The sequence below is a fragment of the Pseudomonas argentinensis genome (genome assembly GCF_001839655.2).
GTDB classification, from domain to species: Bacteria; Pseudomonadota; Gammaproteobacteria; order Pseudomonadales; family Pseudomonadaceae; genus Aquipseudomonas; species Aquipseudomonas argentinensis_B.
Genome location: NZ_CP056087.1, coordinates 3,261,539 through 3,281,521 on the forward strand (window position 1 = coordinate 3,261,539; position 19,983 = coordinate 3,281,521).

The following is a 19,983-nucleotide window of genomic DNA, read 5'->3' on the forward strand; positions in this document are numbered from 1 at the left end:
ATGGCACTTTCCCCGCTCAATCAACGTCGTTTCGAGCGTTTCAAGGCCCACAAGCGCGGCTGGTGGTCGCTGTGGATCTTTCTCGCGCTGTTCTTCGTGACCCTGGGCGCCGAGCTGATCGCCAACGACAAGCCGCTGGTGGTCAGCTATGACGGCGAACTGTACTTTCCGGTGCTCAAGCGCTACCCGGAGACCACCTTTGGCGGTGAATTTCCGCTGCAGGCCAACTACAAGAGCCCGTATATCCAGGAGCTGATCGAGCAGAAGGATGGCTGGATGGTCTGGCCGCCGATCCCCTTCAGCTATTCGAGCATCAACTACGACCTCAAGGTGCCCGCCCCCGCGCCGCCCTCGGCAGCCAACTGGCTGGGCACCGACGACCAGGGCCGCGACGTGCTGGCCCGGGTCATCTATGGCTTTCGGATTTCCGTGCTGTTCGCCCTGGCGCTGACCCTGGCCAGCTCGGTGATCGGCGTTGCCGCCGGTGCCCTGCAGGGTTTCTACGGCGGCTGGGTGGACCTGGCCGGGCAGCGCTTCCTGGAGGTCTGGTCAGGCTTGCCGGTGCTCTACCTGCTGATCATTCTGGCCAGCTTCGTGCAGCCCAACTTCTGGTGGCTGCTCGGCCTGATGCTGCTGTTCTCCTGGATGAGCCTGGTAGACGTGGTGCGCGCCGAGTTCCTGCGTGGTCGCAACCTCGAATACGTGCGCGCAGCCCGGGCGCTGGGCATGCGCAACGGGGCGATCATGTTCCGCCATATCCTGCCCAATGCCATGGTCTCGACCATGACCTTCCTGCCGTTCATCGTCACCGGCGCCATCGGCACCCTCACCGCCCTGGACTTCCTGGGCTTCGGCCTGCCGGCCGGCGCGCCGTCGCTCGGCGAGCTGGTCGCCCAGGGCAAGTCCAACCTGCAGGCGCCCTGGCTGGGCATCAGTGCCTTCGCCGTACTGGCCATCATGTTGAGCCTGCTGGTATTTATCGGCGAAGCGGCTCGCGATGCGTTCGATCCGAGGAAATAAGATGAGCCACCCCGATAACCTCGTCGAAATCCGCGACCTCTCCGTCGCCTTCGTCAACGGCGGCAGCAGCCGCAGCGTGGTCAACCACATCAGCTTCGACATTCGCCGAGGCGAGACCCTGGCGCTGGTCGGTGAAAGCGGCTCCGGCAAGTCGGTGACCGCCCACTCGGTCCTGCGCCTGCTGCCCTACCCCCTGGCCCAGCATCCCAGTGGCAGTATCAACTATGGCGGCGACGACTTGCTCAAACTGCCCGAGCGCAAACTGCGTGGCATCCGCGGCAACCGCATCGCCATGGTGTTCCAGGAGCCGATGACCTCGCTGAACCCGCTGCACAGCATCGAAAAACAGATCAATGAGGTACTCGCCCTGCACAAGGGCCTGCGCGGCAAGGCCGCTACCCAGCGCACCCTGGAGCTGCTGGAGCTGGTCGGCATTCCGGAACCGCACAAGCGCCTCAAGGCCCTGCCCCATGAGCTGTCGGGCGGCCAACGCCAGCGGGTGATGATCGCCATGGCCCTGGCCAACGAGCCGGAGCTGCTGATCGCCGACGAGCCGACCACCGCGCTGGACGTGACCGTACAGCTGAAGATTCTCGAACTGCTCAAGGACCTGCAGGCGCGCCTGGGCATGGCCATGCTGATCATCACCCATGACCTCAAGCTGGTACGCCGTATCGCCCAACGCGTGTGCGTGATGCAGAACGGCGAGCTGGTCGAGCAGGCGGATTGCGAAACGCTGTTCACCGCGCCGCAGCACCCCTACACCTGCGAGCTGCTGGCCGCCGAGCCGGACGGCGACCCGGTCGCCAGCGACGACGCGCAGACGCTGCTGGCCGTGGAGGACCTGCGGGTCTGGTTCCCGATCAAGAAAGGGTTGCTGCGCCGCACGGTCGATCACGTCAAAGCCGTGGACGGCATCAACTTCAGCCTGCAACGTGGCCAGACCCTTGGCATCGTGGGCGAGAGCGGCTCGGGGAAATCGACCCTGGGCCTGGCGATCCTGCGTCTGATCGGCAGTCAGGGTCGCATCCGCTTCGGCGAGCACCACCTGGACGGCCTGTCCCAGGGTGACGTGCGCCCGCTACGCCGGGAAATGCAGGTGGTCTTCCAGGACCCCTTCGGCAGCCTCAGCCCGCGCATGACGGTGGGCATGATCGTCGGTGAAGGGCTGCGCATCCATCGCATCGGCACCGCGGCCGAGCAGGAGCAGGCGATCATCGATGCGCTGCAGGAAGTCGGCCTTGATCCGCAAAGCCGCCATCGTTACCCCCACGAGTTCTCCGGTGGACAGCGTCAGCGCATCGCTATCGCCCGTGCCCTGGTGCTCAAGCCGGCGCTGATCCTGCTCGACGAGCCGACCTCGGCCCTGGACCGCACCGTGCAGCGCCAGGTGGTCGACCTGCTGCGCTCGCTGCAGGCCAAGTACAACCTGAGCTACCTGTTCATCAGCCATGACCTGGCGGTGGTTCGCGCGATCAGCCATCAATTGATGGTGGTGAAACAGGGCCAGGTCGTCGAGCAGGGCGACGCCAGGCAGATCTTCCAGGCGCCGCAGCACCCCTATACCCAGCAGCTTCTGGAGGCGGCATTTCTGACCACCGTGAAACCTGAAACAGCCTGAACCGGTGCCTGAGCCTGCGGCGCAAAGTCGGCGCAGGTTCAACACGGCGCCAACGGGATCGCCGTCAGGCTGAACCCTGAAAACTCTGCAGATGCACAAAGGCCCCGAAATCGGGGCCTTTGTCGTTGCAGCGGATACGGGCCTTAATAGCGCTCGATGTCCGCCTTGCTTTCCAGCAGCTTGCGGTAGGCGGCGAAGTCCTCCTGGCCACTGCGCGAAGCGAGGAAGCGACGGTACATGGCCTTCTCCTCGTCGCTCAGGGCCTGCTCCGGCTCGCTGACACCCTTCAGGCGAATCACCACGAAGTCACCGTTGGCCAGCGCAATGCCGCTGAACTCGGACTTCTCGCCGGTCGGCTTGGGCATGCGGAACAGCGCCTGCAGCACGGCCGGATCGACGCCGTCCTGGTTGCGCGTGGCGGCCTCGACGACCTGCCACTCGGCGCCTCCCTCCACCTTGCCATCACGCAGCTCGGCGACCATCTGCTCGCCAGCAGCCTTGGCGGCCTCACTAGCGCGGGTCTTGGTCAGCTGGGCACGAATGCTGTCGCTTACCTGGTCGAGCTCCAGCTGTTGCGGCTTGCGGTGTTCCTTGACGCGGATGACCACCAAGGTATTCGGGTCGAGTTCGATGGCGCTGCTGTTGCTGCCATCTTCCAGCACTTCCTGGCTGAAAGCGGCTTGCAGAACCTGACGGTTGGCGGCAATGCCTTCACCACCCTGGCGACCGAACGGCTCGCTGGTCTGCACTTTCAGGCCCAGTTCCTGGGCGGGTTGCGCCAGGTCCGAGGATTCGAAGGCGGCGTCTTCGAGCTGCTTGGTAGCTTCCACGAAACGCTGCTCGACGCGTTGCGCCTTGAGGTCGGTCTCGAGCTTTTCCTTCAGGCTGTCGAACGACGGCACTTCAGGGGCCTGGACGCCGAGCAGCTTGATCAGGTGCCAGCCGAACTCGGTGCGCACCGGTGCCGACACTTCATCCTGCTTCAGCGCGTACAGGGCATCCTCGAAGGCCGGGTCGTAAACGCCCTTGCCCGCATAGCCCAGGTCACCGCCTTCGCTGGCCGAGCCCGGATCCTGGGAGAACTCCTTGGCCAGGGCAGCGAAGTCTTCTCCGCCCTGCAGGCGCTTCTGGACCTCTTCGATCCTGGCCTTGGCCTGCTCGTCGCTGACGTCGCCGCCCACCTCGATCAGAATGTGAGCGGCCTGGCGCTGTTCGGCCAGGTTGGCGATTTCCGACTCGTAGGCAGCTTTCATTTCGTCGTCGCCGACGGCAACCTGCGAGAAGAAGGCGTCCTTCTTCAGTTCGACGTACTCGATGACCACCTGCTCCGGGCTCATGAACTGAGACTGCTGGGCATCGTAGTAAGCCTTCACGTCATCATCGCTGACCTTCACCGCGGCAGGATCCGCCTTGATGGTGCGGGTCGCGAAATCACGGGTCTGCTTCTCGAGGCGCGCGAAGGCCGCCACTTCTTCATCGGTGACGAAGCCGCTACCGGAGATACCGGCGCGCAGTTGGCCGATCAGCATTTCCTGCTCGAGCATCTGGCGGAACTGCATGCGGGTGTAGCCAAGCTGACGAATCACCTGGTCGAAGCGGTCGGCATTGAAGCGCCCCTCCACCTGGAATTCGGGCGTCTGCACGATCACCTGGTCGAGCGCGGCTTGGGAAAAGGCGAACTTGGAGTCCTTGGCGCCCTGCAACAGCAGCGAACGCTCGATCAACCCCTTGAGGGAGGCATCGCGCAGCAGACGCTCATCGAGCATGGCCGGGTCGAATTCCTTGCCCAGTTGCTGCAGCAACTGGCGGCGCTGCATCTCCACAGCCTGGTTGAGCTCGTTCTGGCTGATCTTCTCGCCATTCACGTCGGCGGCGTTCTGGCTATTGCCGGTGCCGGTGATGATCGCGTCAACGCCCGTCAACGCCATGAGAACGACGATCAGGCCGATGATGGTTTTGGCAATCCAACCCTGTGAATTGTCCCTGATATTTTGCAGCATGCTTCCCCCAGAACGGCCACGTACTAAAAATGGCCGCGCAGCGTGGGTAAAATCCGGATAGAAGAAAGGCGCATCCTGGGATGCGCCTTCTCGTAACGTGCGAAGCGGATCGGGATCACGACTTTACAATCCCCGGCGTGACAGACCGCATGGTCTTATTGCCGCCCCACAACCGAGCCGGGATTAGCCGACCCGGCGGGCAAAGGCCCGAAGACGCTTAGTTGACGGCGTCTTTCAGTGCTTTACCAGCTTTGAAACCTGGGATCTTGGCAGCGGCGATGCTGATCGGCTTGCCAGTCTGCGGGTTGCGGCCAGTGCGAGCAGCACGCTCTTTGACAGCGAAAGTACCGAAACCAACCAGTACAACGGAATCACCAGCCTTCAGAGCGCCAGTAACGGATTCAATCACTGCGTCCAGCGCACGGCCAGCAACAGCTTTCGGGATATCAGCAGATGCGGCGATGGCATCGATCAGTTCCGACTTGTTCACTCTAAGTCCCCTTAATTTCGGTTTAGGTTGTTTCTTGATTTTAATGGAAGCGAATCGGGTGCTGGATGGCCTGCCGACACGGTAAGAGCCGCTTTATATCAAGGGCTCCAAAAAAGTGTCAAGGAAGGCATCCGGCTAATGCGTGCTGATTCGCTCCTTGGAATCAGACTCGCGTTTTTCATCCTTTGCAACCAACTCCGGAGCCGCGTCTGGCAAGGGCTCCGGCGCGTATTGCAGCGCAATTTGCAGGACCTCGTCAATCCATTTAACCGGTTTAATCTGCAGGTCCTGCTTGATGTTCTCGGGAATTTCCTTGAGATCGCGAACATTCTCTTGGGGAATGATCACGGTTTTGATTCCACCCCGATGAGCCGCCAGCAGTTTTTCCTTCAGGCCGCCAATGGCCAGTACCTGACCGCGCAGGGTGATTTCCCCGGTCATGGCGACATCGGCGCGCACCGGAATCTGCGTCAATGCCGACACCAGGGCGGTGCACATGCCCACACCGGCACTCGGGCCATCCTTGGGCGTGGCGCCCTCGGGCATGTGGATGTGGATGTCGCGTTTCTCGTAGAAATCCGGCGCCACGCCAAGGCTCTGGGCACGGCTGCGGACCACGGTCTGCGCGGCCGTGATCGATTCGACCATGACATCGCCCAGCGAGCCGGTCTTGATCAGATTGCCCTTGCCGGGCACCACGGCAGCCTCGATGGTCAGCAATTCGCCGCCCACCTGGGTCCAGGCCAGCCCAGTCACCTGGCCGATCTGATCCTGCTGTTCGGCCAGACCGTAGCGGTGCTTGCGCACGCCCAGGAAATCCTCGAGCGAGTCGGCGGTGACCACGACATGGAAGCGTTTTTCCTTGGCGTGCTTCTTCACCGCACGCCGGCAAACCTTGGCGATCTGCCGCTCGAGGCTGCGTACGCCCGCCTCACGCGTGTAGTAACGAATGATGTCACGGATCGCCGCTTCCTCGAATTCCAGCTCGGTCTTCTTCAAGCCGTTGGCCTGAATCTGCTTTGGCGCGAGGTATTTGGTGGCGATATTGACCTTCTCGTCTTCGGTGTAACCCGGCAGGCGAATCACTTCCATGCGGTCCAGCAGCGCGGCTGGAATGTTCATGGAGTTGGCGGTGCACAGGAACATCACATCGGACAGGTCGTAGTCGACTTCCAGATAGTGATCGTTGAAGTTGTGGTTCTGCTCCGGGTCGAGTACCTCGAGCAGCGCCGAGGCCGGATCGCCGCGCATGTCCTGGCCCATCTTGTCGATTTCGTCGAGCAGGAACAGGGGATTGCGCACGCCGACCTTGGTCATCTTCTGAATCAGGCGACCCGGCATGGAGCCGATGTAGGTACGGCGATGGCCGCGGATTTCCGCTTCGTCACGCACACCGCCCAGGGCCATGCGCACGAACTTGCGATTGGTGGCGCTGGCGATGGATTCGGCCAGCGAGGTCTTGCCCACGCCAGGCGGGCCGACCAGGCACAGAACCGGGCCCTTGAGCTTCTTCACGCGCTTCTGCACGGCGAGGTACTCGAGGATGCGCTCCTTGACCTCCTCGAGGCCGTAGTGATCGGCATCGAGGATGTTCTCGGCGCGCGCCAGGTCCAGGCGCACCTTGCTCTGCGCCTTCCACGGCACGTTCACCAGCCAGTCGATGTAGGAGCGCACCACGGTAGCTTCGGCGGACATCGGCGACATCTGCTTGAGCTTGTTCAGCTCGGCCTGGGCCTTGCCATAGGCTTCCTTGGTGAGCCCGGCATTCTCGATGCGGCGCTTGAGCTCATCGAGCTCGTTATGGCCCTCCTCGCTGTCGCCGAGCTCTTTCTGAATGGCCTTCATCTGCTCATTCAGGTAGTACTCGCGCTGGCTGCGTTCCATCTGCTTCTTGACGCGACCACGAATGCGCTTCTCGACCTGCAGCAGGTCGATCTCCGCGTCCAGCAGGGCCAGTACGTGCTCGACCCGGGTCGGCAGGTCGACGATCTCGAGGATTTCCTGCTTCTGCTCGATCTTCAGCACCATGTGCGCGGCCATGGTATCGACCAGGCGGCTGGGCTCATCGATGCTGTTGAGCGAGGAAAGCACCTCGGCCGGCACCTTCTTGCCCAGTTGCACGTACTGCTCGAACTGGCTGAGCAGGCTGCGGGTGAACACCTCGCTCTCGCGCTCGGGGGCTTCGACCTCGTCGAGCAGCTGCACTTCGGCGGCGCTGTAGCCATCGGCTTCGATGAACTGCTCGATCTCGCCACGTTGCTCGCCCTCGACCAGCACCTTGACGGTGCCGTCGGGCAACTTGAGCAGCTGCAGCACGGTGGCGACGGTGCCGACTCGGTAGAGCCCTTCTTCACTCGGTTCATCGTCCGCGGGATCTTTCTGGGCGAGCAGCAGGATCTGCTTTTCGCCATTCATCGCCGCTTCGAGCGCTTCGATGGATTTCTCACGGCCTACGAAAAGCGGGATGACCATGTGCGGATAGACCACGACATCGCGCAAAGGCAGGAGAGGCAATTCGATGGTTGTCTTCATGATTTTGAGCTCTACGGCGGCCTTGCGGCCGTAAACGGTGGGATTACCCTTGACCCTAAGATGGGGGTAGCCCCACGAAAAAACAAGCGTTGCCGGCTGTAAAAGCAAAGGGGCCCGCAGGCCCCTTGCTTACAACGTATGACGAACGCGTTACGCGTCAGGCGCCACCTTGGCAGGCGGCTCGCTGTTCTCGTAGATCAGCAGCGGCTTGGAGCTGCCGTCGATCACGCTTTCATCGATGACCACCTTGCTGACATCCGTTTGCGACGGAATGTCGTACATGGTGTCGAGCAGCACGCCTTCCAGGATCGAGCGTAGACCACGGGCGCCGGTCTTGCGCTCCAGAGCCTTGAGCGCAACGGCCTTGAGTGCGTCGGGACGGAACTCGAGGTCCACCCCTTCCATCTCGAACAGCTTACCGTATTGCTTGGTCAGCGCGTTCTTCGGCTCGGTGAGAATCTGCACCAGTGCAGCCTCGTCGAGCTCCTCCAGCGTGGCGATGACCGGCAGGCGGCCCACGAACTCGGGAATCAGGCCGAACTTGACCAGATCGTCCGGCTCGATTTCACGCAGCGACTCGCCGATCTTCTTCTCGACGTCCTTGGTACGCACCTCGGCGCTGAAGCCGATGCCACCCTTGGTCGAGCGCCCCTGGATCACCTTCTCGATGCCCGCGAAGGCGCCACCGCAGATGAACAGGATATTGCGCGTGTCGACCTGCAGGAACTCCTGCTGCGGATGCTTGCGACCGCCCTGGGGCGGCACCGAGGCAACGGTGCCTTCGATCAGCTTCAGCAAGGCCTGCTGCACGCCCTCGCCCGATACGTCACGGGTGATCGACGGATTGTCGGACTTGCGGGAAATCTTGTCGATTTCGTCGATGTAGACGATACCCATCTGGGCCTTCTCGACGTCGTAGTCGCACTTCTGCAGCAGCTTCTGGATGATGTTCTCGACGTCCTCACCCACATAGCCAGCCTCGGTAAGGGTGGTCGCATCGGCGATGGTGAACGGAACGTTGAGCAGGCGCGCCAGGGTTTCAGCCAGCAGCGTCTTGCCCGAACCGGTCGGGCCGAGCAGCAGGATGTTGCTCTTGCCGAGCTCGACGTCATCCTTCTTCTCGCGCTGGTTGAGGCGCTTGTAATGGTTGTAGACCGCGACCGCCAGAATCTTCTTGGCGCGCTCCTGCCCGATCACGTACTGATCGAGGATCGCGCTGATCTCCTTGGGAGCCGGCAGCTTGTGCGCGCTGCTCTCGGCCTGGGCTTCCTGCACCTCCTCGCGGATGATGTCGTTGCACAGGTCGACGCACTCGTCGCAGATAAATACCGAGGGGCCAGCAATCAATTTGCGTACTTCATGCTGGCTTTTGCCGCAGAAGGAGCAATAAAGCAGCTTGCCGTTGTCCTCGCCGTTGCGGGTGTCAGTCATTCGATCAATCCAATACCGTAGGCTTAAAACACAAGATGGAGCCAAACCGGGGCATTTTCAAGCCCGATGTGCCGCAGACCGACTATCGTCGGCCTGCGGCGTCACGCTTCAGCCGATTTGCTCGCGACGGCTGTGTACCTTGTCGATCAAGCCGTAGTTGACCGCTTCTTCACCGCTCATGAAGCGGTCACGGTCGGTGTCACGGGCGATCACTTCGATCGGCTGGCCGGTGTGGTTGGCCAGGACCTGGTTCAGGCGCTCGCGAATGAACAGGATTTCCTTGGCATGGATCTCGATGTCCGAGGCCTGGCCCTGGAAGCCGCCCAGCGGCTGATGGATCATCATGCGCGAATGCGGCAGGCAGTAACGCTTGCCCGCGGCGCCGCCAGCCAGCAGCAGCGCACCCATGCTGCACGCCTGACCGATACAGGTGGTCGATACGTCCGGCTTGATGAACTGCATGGTGTCGTAGATCGACATGCCGGCGGTTACCGAACCGCCTGGCGAGTTGATGTACAGGTGGATGTCCTTGTCCGGGTTCTCGGCTTCGAGAAACAGCAGCTGCGCGGCCACCAGATTGGCCATGTAGTCTTCGACCGGGCCGATCAGGAAGATCACGCGCTCCTTGAGCAGGCGCGAATAGATGTCATAGGCGCGCTCGCCACGAGCGGACTGCTCGACGACCATGGGAACCAGACCGCCAGCGGCCTGGATATCGGACATTTGCTGCATGAAAGGATTGTGCGACATTTCCAGCATTCGCTCCCTAATAAAAGTCATGTCTCGAATACGCATAAGCCAGCACTGAGGCTGGCTTATGGTGTTCTCGAACGAGGCGAAGAAATCAGGCGGCTTGTGGAGCTTCTGCCGGCTTGACTGCTTCTTCGTAAGAGACCGATTTGTCAGTCACATTGGCCTTCTGCAAAACAGTATCTACAACTTGCTCTTCCAGTACAACCGAACGCACTTCGTTCAGTTGCTGGTCGTTCTTGTAGTACCACGCCACGACCTGCTCCGGCTCCTGGTAGGCCGAGGCCATTTCCTGGATCAGCTCACGTACGCGGGCGTCGTCGGGCTTGAGTTCGAACTGCTTGACCACTTCGGCAACGATCAGGCCGAGGGATACGCGGCGCTTGGCTTGCTCTTCGAACAGCTCGGCCGGCAGTTGGTCGGGCTTGATGTTGCCACCGAACTGCTGAACGGCCTGCACGCGCAGGTTGTTCACTTCGTTGGCGATCAATGCTTTCGGCACTTCGACCGGGTTGGCGGCCAGCAGGCCTTCCATGACCTGGTTCTTGATCTTGGACTTGATGGCCTGACGCAGTTCACGCTCCATGTTCTTGCGAACTTCGGCGCGGAAACCTTCCAGACCACCTTCCTTGATACCGAACAGGGCGAAGAACTCGTCGTTCAGCTCCGGCAGTTGCGGGGCGGAAACGCTGTTGACCTTGACGGTGAACTCGGCGGTTTTGCCGGCCAGGTCGAGGTTCTGGTAGTCCTCGGGGAAGGTCGGGTTGATCACCCGCTCTTCACCGGCCTTGGCGCCGATCAGGGCATCTTCGAAGCCCGGGATCATGCGGCCGGAGCCCAGCACCAGCTGAGTGCCGGTGGCGGAACCACCCGCGAAGGCCTCACCGTCGATCTTGCCGACGAAATCGATGTTCAGCTGGTCGTCTTTCTCGGCAGCGCGGTCCACGGCTTCGAAACGGGTGTTCTGCTTGCGCAGGATGTCCAGCATGTTGTCGACGTCGGAGTCGGCCACTTCAGCCTGCTGACGCTCGATGGCGATGCCTTCGAGGCCGCTGACCTTGATTTCCGGGAACACTTCGAAGGTCGCGACGAACTCCAGGTCCTTGCCCTTCTCCAGCACTTTCGGCTCGACCGAAGGCTGGCCGGCAGGTGCGAGTTTCTGTTCGGCCACCGCCTCATAGAAGGAAGACTGGATGACGTCGCCTACCGCTTCCTGGCGCGCGTCGGCTTCGAAGCGCTGGCGAATCACGCTCATCGGCACCTTGCCGGGACGGAAACCAGGGATCTTGGCTTTCTGGGCAGTCTGCTGCAGACGCTTGTTGACCTGGGTCTCGATGCGCTCGGCCGGCACAGTGATGCTCATGCGGCGCTCGAGAGCGGAAGTGCTTTCAACAGAAACTTGCATGGATATTCCTCGTTGCACAGACGTATGCCGGCCGCTTACCGGCCCCATTCAAGGGCATGCATTCTAGAGGGAGGTCTTGCAGAAGTCACCCTAGATGCAGGTGGCAAACGGGAGGGGCGTAAAGATGGTGCGGACGGAGAGACTCGAACTCATCGCAGCCCCTCCCACCACACGTGTAACCCGCATTCTCTCTGGCTCTCGCTCAGAGCGTGAGCCTGAATTTGTTCCCAAGTCGTTCCCAAGAACGAAGGGGAGCGGCACTTTAAAAGGCGCTCCAGGCCGGGTCAACCAAATTTTCAGTTCAGCCCTCATTTTTAGGTAATTTTGGTAATTTTTTGGATTTACCACCTTGAAAACCAATCAGATCAATAGCTTAGCGTGATTTCTTAAAGGTAATAATTTGGTAATTTTTAGGTAAGCGGATTACCCATCTAGGGCGTAATTTGAGGAAAATAAAAATTCCTTTAAAAACATGAAGATAGGAATTTATTACTTTTGCCCTTACCCTAAATTACCTTCGAAGGTAATGACTGAAACCCAGCAACCACGCGGCCTGCACCCCTGCTCAACCCCCTCCTGACCGTTATTACCTTTTTCCGACACCGCTCCTGAAATGAGCTTCGAGGCTTCCTTTTTATTAGCTTGGTGCAGGGTTCTGCAGGTAATTCCCCATCCGCATCCTCCAAGGCAGCCCAACAGCCGTGCCGCTCAGCGACTGGTGCAGGCATGCAGAAAAAGCGACATGTTTAGCGCCCAGGTGTGGTGGGGGGACGACTGCGCGCGCCAGGTGCTGCTGCCCCTGGCTGCCCCCCCGGCCTCGTCCGACCTCCCTGCCACCTGGCCGGCCCGCGACCACCTCAGCACCGCTGCCCCGGCGCGTTGCGAAATTCCCGAAAGCCCCGTATTCCGTGGCTTTCAGCCCGATTCAGATGGACTACAACCCCCCCCGATATGGCATGCTTCAGTGGGGCACTTCATTCATTCAGGCGCACCTTTTCTAAGCCGCCCAGGCACAAAAAAACCGCCCTAAGGCGGTTCACTCGTTGCGTGGCTGAGCGGTGTCAGCTGGTACCGGCAGCCGTCACCGGCAACTGGAACTCGTCGAACCGCACCACCTCCTCCCCCAGCCACTCATTCACCTGCAGCAGCCTGGCCTGAATCGGCTCCAGTTCGTTCATCGCCCACACCTCGGCGGCATCCCTGATCGAGCCGAACCCGCCGGCGTTCTGCGGCACGATGCCCATCAGTTGCGGCGGAATGCGCAGGGCCGCCAGCAGGTCGTCACGGCTGATGTTCTTGATCGCCGCGAAGTCGTCCTTGGCTGACACCTCGCTGATCGGAATCAACTGGATGCCCTCTTTCTTACCACCTGGCGCGTACATGAACAGGTTGCGGAAATTGCCCGGGCCCTTGCTGTCCTTCATGGCCTGGCGCAGATCGGTGACGAACGACTCGTCCTGCACCGCATCCGTCATGTACAGGATGAAGCCCGCGTGCGACCCGTTCTGGTAGTACTTGCGTCGGAACAGCGTGGCCGACTCATTCAGCAGCGCGCTCTGAAGCGCCGCCAGCCACTCGGGCAGCCCGTAGATTTCCTGGTTGATGTCGGCCTCGCGCACATGGCACACCGTGCCGCGCCGGAACTCGTGCTCATCCTTCCAGCCGCGCACCTGGTAGTACTGGTCCAGGTCGGTACCGCGCCGCATGTACTTGGCCAGCACCGGCCGCAGCCCCAGCGTGCTGCGCAGCATATTGTCGTGCTTCTCCAGGTAGGCGTTGCCGAAGGTGCCCCAGTCCGTGGCGAACTGCTCGAACGCCTGGCGGCTCAACAGCCGGTGCGGCTTGAAGGTGCGCACCAGCATGTTGCGACGGAAATTAAGGCCCGACTGCAGGTAGACGCTCGCCCTGGTCGACCGGGCCAAGCCGTCCAGCGACATCGGCGGCTCATACCATCGCCCATTGGCCCAGCATTCCAGGTAATCCAGGATCTCCCGGCCATCGAGCACCGGCACCGGGTCTCCGAACGTGAACGCCTCAGCGCGCGCGCCCTGGCCACTCAATTGCTGGGCCTGCGCCCCTTGGTTATCGCTCATCAGCTGAACTCCATGATGGCCGTGTTGCTGGTGGTCTGCCCTTCCAGCGGCTCATTGATCAATGCGTGGAACAGCGCCCACGCCAGGTCGGCATGCCCGGTCGCATCACTGCGCCCGGCCGTGTAGGTGAATTGGCGCCCACTGGGCGTCATGGTCTTGCGGATGGCCATCAGCGCCTGCGCGACGTCCGTCCAGCCGGCGTCGAACTCGAAGCGCCCTTTGCGAATCACGTCCCAGGCCTTCATCACCAGGCGGGTTTTCACTTCCGGGCTGTAGCTGAAGGTGCGCAGGCCTGGGAAGAACTGCTTCACCAGCTGCGCGACGCCAGCGCCCATGCCTGTGGTGTCGATGCCGATATAGGTCACCCAGTAGCGCTGGGTGACCTGCTGGATTGTTCGCGCCTGGGCTTCGAAATCCATGCCGCGGAACTGATGCTTTTCGACCAAGCGAAACTTGCCGCCCGGCACGAGCGGCGGCGCCACCACCACCAGGCCGGCCGTGTCGCCGTTCTCGGCCGGGTCGTAGCCCACCCATACCTGGCGCTCGCCCAGCGGCCGCGGCGCGAACGGCTTGTAGTCCTCCCACACCTCCCAGCTGTCGACCATGCAAGGCTGCAGCATCTGAAGCGGGAAGATGCTGTCGCCGTCGTTCACGAACTGGCACATCAACAGGTTTTCGAAGGCCTGGGCGTCGTACTCGAGGCGCAGCTCTTCCAGGTCGAACAGATCGCACCCTCGCGACTCCGCATCCAGAATGGTCACGATCTGCCGCCAGATCCCGTCATCGCACCGCCGGCCCTGCTGCAGGGCATCGTGGCTCACATCGATGTTCAGGTGCTGCGCCGTAGGCTTGCCCTTGTTGTGCCGCTCGCCGGTCCAGTAGATATACGCCGGGTGGGCCATGCTCGATGGCGTCGAGAAGTACGTCTTGCGCCAGTGCTTATGCAGCGCCATGCCCGAGGCGACCTTGTTGATTTCCTCGAAGCCGTGCACCCAGAAGAATTCGTCGAAGTAGAAATTGCCGCTGCGTCCCTGAGCGGTGCGAAAGTTCGTACCCAGGAAGTGCAGCTCGGCGTTGTTCCACAGCACGATGGGGTCGCCCGTCAGCTTCACCCCCAACACCTCGTTCATGAACGACTGCATGTAGTTCTTGAACTGGTGCGCCTGCGCCTTGCTGGCCGATAGGAAGATCTGGTTACGCCCGGTGGTGATCGCGTCGATCAGGGCCTCCCGCGCGAAGTAATACGTGGCGCCGATCTGACGCGACTTGAGCAACATCCGCGTGCGCTGGTTGCCAGCGCGGTACCAGTCGAGCTGGTAATCGAAGCACCCATCCTTGAACGCCTCGACCAGCGTCTCGATCTGCTCTTCGCTCAGCTCGTTGCGAACCGCCTGTTTTTTTGGTCCTTCGTTGCGCTTGGCTAGGTTCGGGTTGAGCTCGCCCTCGGTGCCGCCATCCTGGAAGCGTTGGATGCGCGCTTGCCGCTCCAGTTGCCGGTGCAGCAGATCGATTTCCTTGAAATCGCCGCCCGTCTTCCCCTCTTTCAGGATCAGCTGCACCAGCCGCGCTTCCAGCGCCCCGCCGATACGCTCGACGTTATCGGCCCTGTCCCATTCGTCCCTGGTCTTCCAGCTGTGGACGGTCTTTTCCTTCTCGCCCAGGTAGTCGGCGATATCGGTGATGCGCCAACCCGTCCAGTACAGGAATTTGGCCTGGCGGCGGGAGTCGGTGGTCGGCTGGTAGGGGGCGGTAGTGTTCATGGCGCCGATGCTGCCGCCCGCGCGCGTAAGCCCCTACCGGCGGGCGTTGTAGCGCGCCGCTCTACAACCTCACGTCGTTGCCGCCGCCTCGCCCACTGCCGACCATGCCCTCAACGCGAAACCCGCCACCAGCGACCCGCACCGAGGATTCCCAAGCATGTCCGCCACCGCCAAAAAATTCCGTTCCAAATGGACCCGCATCGCCACCGAAGGCGCCACCACCGACGGCCGCAAGATCGAGCGCAAATGGATCGAGCAGATGGCTGCCCAGTACAGCCGCAACACCTACGGCGCACGCATCAACTGCGAGCACATCAAGTCGTACTTTCCGGGCAGTGAGTTCGGCGCCTATGGCGACGTGGTGGCGCTGAAGGCTGAAGAAGTCGAACTCAACGGCGAGAAGAAGCTCGGCCTGTTCGCCCAGCTGGAGCCCAACGAAGCACTGCTCGCACTCAACAAAAAGGGCCAGAAGATCTACACCTCCATCGAGGTGCAGCCTGAGTTTGCCGACACCGGCAAGGCGTACCTGGTCGGCCTGGCCGTAACCGACACCCCGGCCAGCCTGGGTACCGAGGCGCTCAGTTTCAGCGCCCAACACGGCACCTTGGCCGGCCGCAAGCAGCACGCCGAGAACCTGTTCACCGCTGCGGCCGAAACCGCCCTCGACTTCGAAGAAATCGACGACACCCCCAGCATGTTCGCCGCCCTGAAAGGCCGCATGGCCGACCTGCTGAAACTGAGCAAGGACAAGGAAGGCAAGGACGCCGCCCACTTCGCAGAGCTGGGCGAAATGATCGGCGACCTGGCCGAGCACGGCGCCAAACAGGCCGAAGCCTTTGCCACCGTGAAGTCCGCCCACGAAAAGCTCCAGGCCGACCACACCAAGCTGGCCGGCGAATTCGCCGACCTGCTCAAGAAGCTGGGCGACACCCAAGAGCACTCCCACAAACCGCGCCCCCCGGTCACCGGTGGTGATGGCGCCACCCTCACCGACTGCTGATCCCCACGGACAAGCCACACCCACGGAACACCGGAGAAACCAATGCGCAACGATACTCGCCAACACTTCGACGCCTACCTGAACCAGCTGGCCAAGCTGAGCGGCGTCAGCGACCCGACCAAGACTTTTGCTGTAGATCCAACCGTCCAGCAGCGTCTGGAAACCCGTATGCAGGAATCCAGCGAATTCCTCAGCCGCATCGGCATGCCCGGCGTCGACGAACTCAAGGGCGAAAAGGTCGGCCTGGGCGTCAGCAGCACCATCGCCGGCCGTACCGACACCACCGGTGACGGCGTGCGTGTACCGCGCGACGTATCCGATCTGAGCAAGGACGGTTACGAATGCCGTCACACCGATTTCGACACCGCCGTGCGCTATGCGCAGCTGGACGCCTGGGCCAAGTTCCCCGACTTCCAGGCCCGTCTGCGTGACGCCATCCTCAAGCGTCAGGCCCTCGACCGCATCATGATCGGCTTCAACGGCACCAGTGCCGCCGCAACCACCAACCGCGCCACCAACCCGCTGCTGCAAGACGTGAACATCGGCTGGCTGCAGAAGTACCGTAACAACGCACCGCAGCGCGTGATGAAGGGCGGCAAGGCTGCAAACAAGGTCGTGATCGGCACTGGTGAAACCGCTGACTACAACAACCTGGACGCCCTTGTGTTCGACGCCGTGGCGAACCTCATTGACCCGTGGCACCGCAAGGACACCGGTCTGGTCGTGATCCTCGGCAGCAACCTGGTGCACGACAAGTACTTCCCGCTGATCAACAAGGAACAGGCCGCCACCGAGAAGCTGGCCACCGACATGATCATTTCCCAGAAGCGCATGGGCGGTAAGCAACCGGTCGAAGTACCGCATGTGCCGGACGGCGCCATGCTCATCACCAGCCTGGAAAACCTCGCCATCTACTGGCAGATCAGCGGTCGCCGCCGCCACGTCCAGGAAAACCCGAGCAAGAACCGCATCGAGAACTTCGAGTCCAGCAACGACGATTACGTCGTCGAGGACTACGGCCTCGGCTGCCTGATCGAAAACATCGAACTGCTGGAGGCCTGATCGCCATGGCACTGAGCCCTGCCAAGCGCCACTTCCAGCAGGCCACGGCTGCCATCGAGGCAGCCGCGGTGCTCGGCCCAGCCCTGACCATGGAAGGCGCCACCGCGTACGAGCTGATGCAAGCCCAGCTGCACCAGCACAAACAGCAACTCAAGAAGATCCAAAGCCAGGAAGGCAAGGCCGACACCAAGCGCAAGCTCCTGCCGGACTACGCCCCCTACGTCGAAGGCGTGCTCAGCGCTGGCAAGGGCGCCCAGGACGACGTGCTCACTACCATCATGCTGTGGCGCATCGACGTGGGCGACTACGCCGGCGCCCTGGCCATCGCCGAATACGCGTTGCCCTACAACCTCACCATGCCCGACAGCTTCGAGCGCTCGCTGGGCTGCGTCGTCGCCGAGGAAATCGCCAACGTCGCCATCAAGCAGCAGAAGGCCAGCGGCTCGTTTGATCTGGAGCTGCTGCTGCGCACCGAGGCGGCTACCGCCAACGAAGACATGCCCGACGAAGCCCGCGCCAAACTCCACCTGGCCATCGGCAAGGCGGCATCTGCCCTGGTACCGGACGACGCCGACGCGGTCGACGCCCTGCCCCTGCTGCTCATGGCCAAGCAGGATCTGGCCCGCGCCATCGAGCTGCACACCAACTGCGGCGGCAAAAAGGATCTGGAGCGCGTCGAGCGCCTCCTGAAGAAACACGCCGGCACCACCGGCTAACCGAGCGTCCCCACGCGCCCGGCGGCTCGGGGTGAATCAGACAGGGTGTCTCCTTCCCTGCCCTGTGAAACCCCGACCACCGCCGACTTGAGGCCCTGACCATGAGCGCATTCATAGCGGGTGGCGTTGCAGCGCCGCTCACACTCACCAACGACGGCTTCTGGCCGGACATCGACCTTGCCGACCTGCGCGACGCCCAGCGCATCGCCAGCAGCGTCACCAATGGCCGCCTGGAAACCGCCGTGGTGGCGGCCATGATCAGCGTCAACCGCGAACTCAGCACCCGCAAGCTGCGGTACCAGGCCGAGGGGCACACTCACCTGGACGCCGTACCCGCCGACAAGATCGCCGAGCGCAGCGTCCTCACCATTCTCTACCAGCGCGCCGTCTACAGCGCCGCCAGCGCCGAGGTAGCAGAGCGCTACCGCAGCTTCGACGCCACCAACAGCGGCGCCGCCAAGGCCGAGGAAGAAGAACCCACCGTCGACGACTACCGCCGCGACAGCCGCTTCGCCATTCGCGATCTGCTCGGCATCAGCCGCACCACCGTCGAGCTGCTGTGATGGCCACCCTCCGCGCCCACCAGAACGAAACCCTCGACGCCCTCTGCTGGCGGCACTACGGCCGCACCGCCGGCGTCGTCGAGGCCGTGCTCGAGGCAAACCCCGGTCTCGCCGACCTGGGCCCCAACCTTCCACAAGGCCACCCCGTCACCCTGCCCGAGGCCGCCCCGCAGCCCGAGCAGCAGGCGGTAACCCTATGGGACTGACCGTAACTACAGGGCAAAGGAACCATGAAAATGCCTGACCGACCGGAAACCTGGGCCTTTCTCCTGGCCTGGCTCGAAAGCCACCACCCGCTGGTATACGCCGCGCTGCTCTCTGCGGCACTGGCCGCCGCCCGCCTCATCTACACCGGTGGCAGCCTGCGCCGCGCCCTGGGCGAGGGCTTCATCTGCGGGCTCATCACCCTGGCGGCCAGTAACGGCCTGTCGCTGATCGGCATCCCCCTGGAAGCCGCCCCCTTCTTCGGCGGCGTCATCGGCCTGCTGGGCGCGGACTCCATCCGCGCACTGCTGCAACGCATCGCCCAACGCAAGGTAGACACCCCATGACCCAGCCCACCCTTCGCCACGGCGATCGCTCCCAGGCCGTCCAGCAGTTGCAGCGCTCACTGGTCGCCCGCGGCTACACGCTCTACCCGGACGGCGAATTCGGCGACAAGACCGAGGCCGCAGTACGCGCCTTCCAGCTCAAGGTTGGCCTGGTGGTCGATGGCGCAGCCGGCCCGAAAACCCTGGCCGCCCTCGCCGGCGCCGACTGTTCCAAGCTGCTCAGCAACGCCACCCTGGTGGCTGCTGCCAAACGCCTTGGCGTAGAGCTGGCCTGCGTCTATGCCGTCAACGAAGTGGAGTCCGCCGGCGCTGGCTTCCTGGCCAACGGCAAGCCCGCCATCCTGTTCGAGCGGCACATCATGCATCGCCAATTGAGCACCCCGCGCACCTCTGATCAGGTCGCCGCCAAGCTCAAGGCCCGCGCCGATCTGCTCGCTACGGAATTCCCCAACCTGGTCAACGTCCGCCCCGGCGGTTACGCCGGCGGCGTGGCCGAGCACCAGCGCTTGGCCCAGGCGCGCCAGCTCGACGACACAGCCGCGCTCGAATCGGCCAGTTGGGGCGCCTTCCAGATCATGGGCTTCCACGCCACCAGCCTGGGCTACCCCTCCGTCCAGGCCTTCGCCGTCGCCATGGCCCAGGACGAAAACGCCCAGTTCAACGCCTTCGTGGCATTCATCGAGGTCGATCCCGTATTGCATAAGGCGCTGAAGGCGCGCAAATGGGCCGACTTCGCCAAGCGCTACAACGGCCCCAACTACGCCCGCAACCTCTACGACGTGAAGCTGCAGCGCGCCTATGAGCGCCATGCCGGCTGTGGCTGCGGCCAACAGGCGGCCGCGTGAGCACCCTGCGCCAGGCCGCCTACGGCCTCGCCCTGCTGCTGGCCACCGCGTTGCTCATCTGGGGCAGCTACCAGCAGAGCCAAGCCGCCCAGGCTCGCGCCGAGGTCGACGCCGAGCGCATCACCGCCCTTGAACAGCGCAGCG

At 62.5% G+C, this 19,983-nt stretch carries 17 protein-coding genes; 9 read left to right on the forward strand and 8 right to left on the reverse strand.

All coding sequences use genetic code 11. The features are described 5' to 3' along the window. Entirely contained in the window at nt 1-1,020 is a 1,020-nt protein-coding gene (locus SA190iCDA_RS14455; protein ID WP_070887473.1) for an ABC transporter permease, read from the forward strand. Nucleotide 1,021: 1 nt separating this feature from the next. Further along, nucleotides 1,022-2,641 (forward strand): ABC transporter ATP-binding protein, encoded by a 1,620-nt coding sequence (locus SA190iCDA_RS14460; RefSeq protein ID WP_070887474.1) that lies wholly within the window; start codon nt 1,022-1,024, stop codon nt 2,639-2,641. A gap of 143 nt (nt 2,642-2,784) precedes the next feature. Here the strand turns inward: SA190iCDA_RS14460 and SA190iCDA_RS14465 are convergent, their stop codons facing one another. From SA190iCDA_RS14465 to SA190iCDA_RS14500, 8 genes are all read right to left on the reverse strand, one after another. After that, nucleotides 2,785-4,641, reverse strand: a complete 1,857-nt coding sequence (locus tag SA190iCDA_RS14465; protein WP_070887475.1) for a SurA N-terminal domain-containing protein — start codon at nt 4,639-4,641, stop codon at nt 2,785-2,787. A gap of 217 nt (nt 4,642-4,858) precedes the next feature. Beyond that, complete coding sequence (gene hupB / locus SA190iCDA_RS14470) at nt 4,859-5,131, reverse strand: nucleoid-associated protein HU-beta (RefSeq protein WP_003239952.1); 273 nt, start codon at nt 5,129-5,131, stop codon at nt 4,859-4,861. A 135-nt stretch (nt 5,132-5,266) separates the two neighbouring features. Continuing rightward, entirely contained in the window at nt 5,267-7,663 is a 2,397-nt protein-coding gene (gene lon, locus SA190iCDA_RS14475) for an endopeptidase La (RefSeq protein ID WP_070887476.1), read from the reverse strand. A gap of 150 nt (nt 7,664-7,813) precedes the next feature. After that, nucleotides 7,814-9,094, reverse strand: coding sequence for an ATP-dependent Clp protease ATP-binding subunit ClpX (gene clpX / locus SA190iCDA_RS14480; RefSeq protein WP_070887477.1), 1,281 nt, complete (start codon nt 9,092-9,094; stop codon nt 7,814-7,816). 108 nt (nt 9,095-9,202) lie between these two features. After that, nucleotides 9,203-9,844, reverse strand: coding sequence for an ATP-dependent Clp endopeptidase proteolytic subunit ClpP (gene clpP / locus SA190iCDA_RS14485; RefSeq protein ID WP_070887516.1), 642 nt, complete (start codon nt 9,842-9,844; stop codon nt 9,203-9,205). Between the two features lie 94 nt (nt 9,845-9,938). Further along, entirely contained in the window at nt 9,939-11,249 is a 1,311-nt protein-coding gene (tig, locus tag SA190iCDA_RS14490; protein WP_070887478.1) for a trigger factor, read from the reverse strand. 1,061 nt (nt 11,250-12,310) lie between these two features. Beyond that, complete coding sequence (locus SA190iCDA_RS14495) at nt 12,311-13,342, reverse strand: phage portal protein (protein WP_070887479.1); 1,032 nt, start codon at nt 13,340-13,342, stop codon at nt 12,311-12,313. Further along, the gene (locus SA190iCDA_RS14500; protein WP_070887480.1) at nt 13,342-15,102 is read right to left on the reverse strand and encodes a terminase ATPase subunit family protein; all 1,761 of its coding nucleotides are present in this window, start codon (nt 15,100-15,102) and stop codon (nt 13,342-13,344) included. The genes SA190iCDA_RS14495 and SA190iCDA_RS14500 overlap by 1 nt, the downstream gene beginning before the upstream one ends. A gap of 157 nt (nt 15,103-15,259) precedes the next feature. Here SA190iCDA_RS14500 and SA190iCDA_RS14505 point away from each other — a divergent pair, with 157 nt between their 5' ends. The 7 genes from SA190iCDA_RS14505 (at nt 15,260) to SA190iCDA_RS14535 (ending at nt 19,839) form a co-directional block, all read left to right on the forward strand. After that, nucleotides 15,260-16,102 carry a GPO family capsid scaffolding protein gene (locus tag SA190iCDA_RS14505; RefSeq protein ID WP_070887481.1) on the forward strand — a complete coding sequence of 281 codons (843 nt, stop codon included), beginning with the start codon at nt 15,260-15,262 and terminating at the stop codon, nt 16,100-16,102. Nucleotides 16,103-16,144: 42 nt separating this feature from the next. After that, nucleotides 16,145-17,164 carry a phage major capsid protein, P2 family gene (locus SA190iCDA_RS14510; protein WP_070887482.1) on the forward strand — a complete coding sequence of 340 codons (1,020 nt, stop codon included), beginning with the start codon at nt 16,145-16,147 and terminating at the stop codon, nt 17,162-17,164. A 5-nt stretch (nt 17,165-17,169) separates the two neighbouring features. Then, nucleotides 17,170-17,880 (forward strand): phage terminase small subunit, encoded by a 711-nt coding sequence (gene gpM, locus SA190iCDA_RS14515; RefSeq protein ID WP_070887483.1) that lies wholly within the window; start codon nt 17,170-17,172, stop codon nt 17,878-17,880. Between the two features lie 101 nt (nt 17,881-17,981). Further along, nucleotides 17,982-18,443 (forward strand): head completion/stabilization protein, encoded by a 462-nt coding sequence (locus tag SA190iCDA_RS14520; protein WP_070887484.1) that lies wholly within the window; start codon nt 17,982-17,984, stop codon nt 18,441-18,443. Beyond that, nucleotides 18,443-18,649 (forward strand): tail protein X, encoded by a 207-nt coding sequence (locus SA190iCDA_RS14525; protein ID WP_070887485.1) that lies wholly within the window; start codon nt 18,443-18,445, stop codon nt 18,647-18,649. Before SA190iCDA_RS14520 ends, SA190iCDA_RS14525 begins: the two co-directional genes overlap by 1 nt. A 30-nt stretch (nt 18,650-18,679) precedes the next feature. Further along, the gene (locus SA190iCDA_RS14530) at nt 18,680-18,994 is read left to right on the forward strand and encodes a phage holin, lambda family (protein ID WP_027908730.1); all 315 of its coding nucleotides are present in this window, start codon (nt 18,680-18,682) and stop codon (nt 18,992-18,994) included. Further along, complete coding sequence (locus SA190iCDA_RS14535; protein ID WP_070887486.1) at nt 18,991-19,839, forward strand: N-acetylmuramidase domain-containing protein; 849 nt, start codon at nt 18,991-18,993, stop codon at nt 19,837-19,839. The genes SA190iCDA_RS14530 and SA190iCDA_RS14535 overlap by 4 nt, the downstream gene beginning before the upstream one ends. The last annotated feature ends 144 nt before the right edge of the window (nt 19,840-19,983 follow it).

Bases quoted from the DNA above. Each gene is read 5' to 3' on its own strand.
- SA190iCDA_RS14500 (WP_070887480.1), bottom strand. From the start codon at position 15,102: ATGAACACTACCGCCCCCTACCAGCCGACCACCGACTCCCGCCGCCAG.
- tig (WP_070887478.1), bottom strand. From the start codon at position 11,249: ATGCAAGTTTCTGTTGAAAGCACTTCCGCTCTCGAGCGCCGCATGAGC.
- gpM (WP_070887483.1), top strand. From the start codon at position 17,170: ATGGCACTGAGCCCTGCCAAGCGCCACTTCCAGCAGGCCACGGCTGCC.
- SA190iCDA_RS14530 (WP_027908730.1), top strand. From the start codon at position 18,680: ATGCCTGACCGACCGGAAACCTGGGCCTTTCTCCTGGCCTGGCTCGAA.
- clpP (WP_070887516.1), bottom strand. From the start codon at position 9,844: ATGTCGCACAATCCTTTCATGCAGCAAATGTCCGATATCCAGGCCGCT.
- SA190iCDA_RS14525 (WP_070887485.1), top strand. From the start codon at position 18,443: ATGGCCACCCTCCGCGCCCACCAGAACGAAACCCTCGACGCCCTCTGC.
- SA190iCDA_RS14465 (WP_070887475.1), bottom strand. From the start codon at position 4,641: ATGCTGCAAAATATCAGGGACAATTCACAGGGTTGGATTGCCAAAACC.
- SA190iCDA_RS14460 (WP_070887474.1), top strand. From the start codon at position 1,022: ATGAGCCACCCCGATAACCTCGTCGAAATCCGCGACCTCTCCGTCGCC.
- SA190iCDA_RS14495 (WP_070887479.1), bottom strand. From the start codon at position 13,342: ATGAGCGATAACCAAGGGGCGCAGGCCCAGCAATTGAGTGGCCAGGGC.
- SA190iCDA_RS14535 (WP_070887486.1), top strand. From the start codon at position 18,991: ATGACCCAGCCCACCCTTCGCCACGGCGATCGCTCCCAGGCCGTCCAG.
- SA190iCDA_RS14505 (WP_070887481.1), top strand. From the start codon at position 15,260: ATGTCCGCCACCGCCAAAAAATTCCGTTCCAAATGGACCCGCATCGCC.
- SA190iCDA_RS14455 (WP_070887473.1), top strand. From the start codon at position 1: ATGGCACTTTCCCCGCTCAATCAACGTCGTTTCGAGCGTTTCAAGGCC.
- SA190iCDA_RS14510 (WP_070887482.1), top strand. From the start codon at position 16,145: ATGCGCAACGATACTCGCCAACACTTCGACGCCTACCTGAACCAGCTG.
- lon (WP_070887476.1), bottom strand. From the start codon at position 7,663: ATGAAGACAACCATCGAATTGCCTCTCCTGCCTTTGCGCGATGTCGTG.
- clpX (WP_070887477.1), bottom strand. From the start codon at position 9,094: ATGACTGACACCCGCAACGGCGAGGACAACGGCAAGCTGCTTTATTGC.
- SA190iCDA_RS14520 (WP_070887484.1), top strand. From the start codon at position 17,982: ATGAGCGCATTCATAGCGGGTGGCGTTGCAGCGCCGCTCACACTCACC.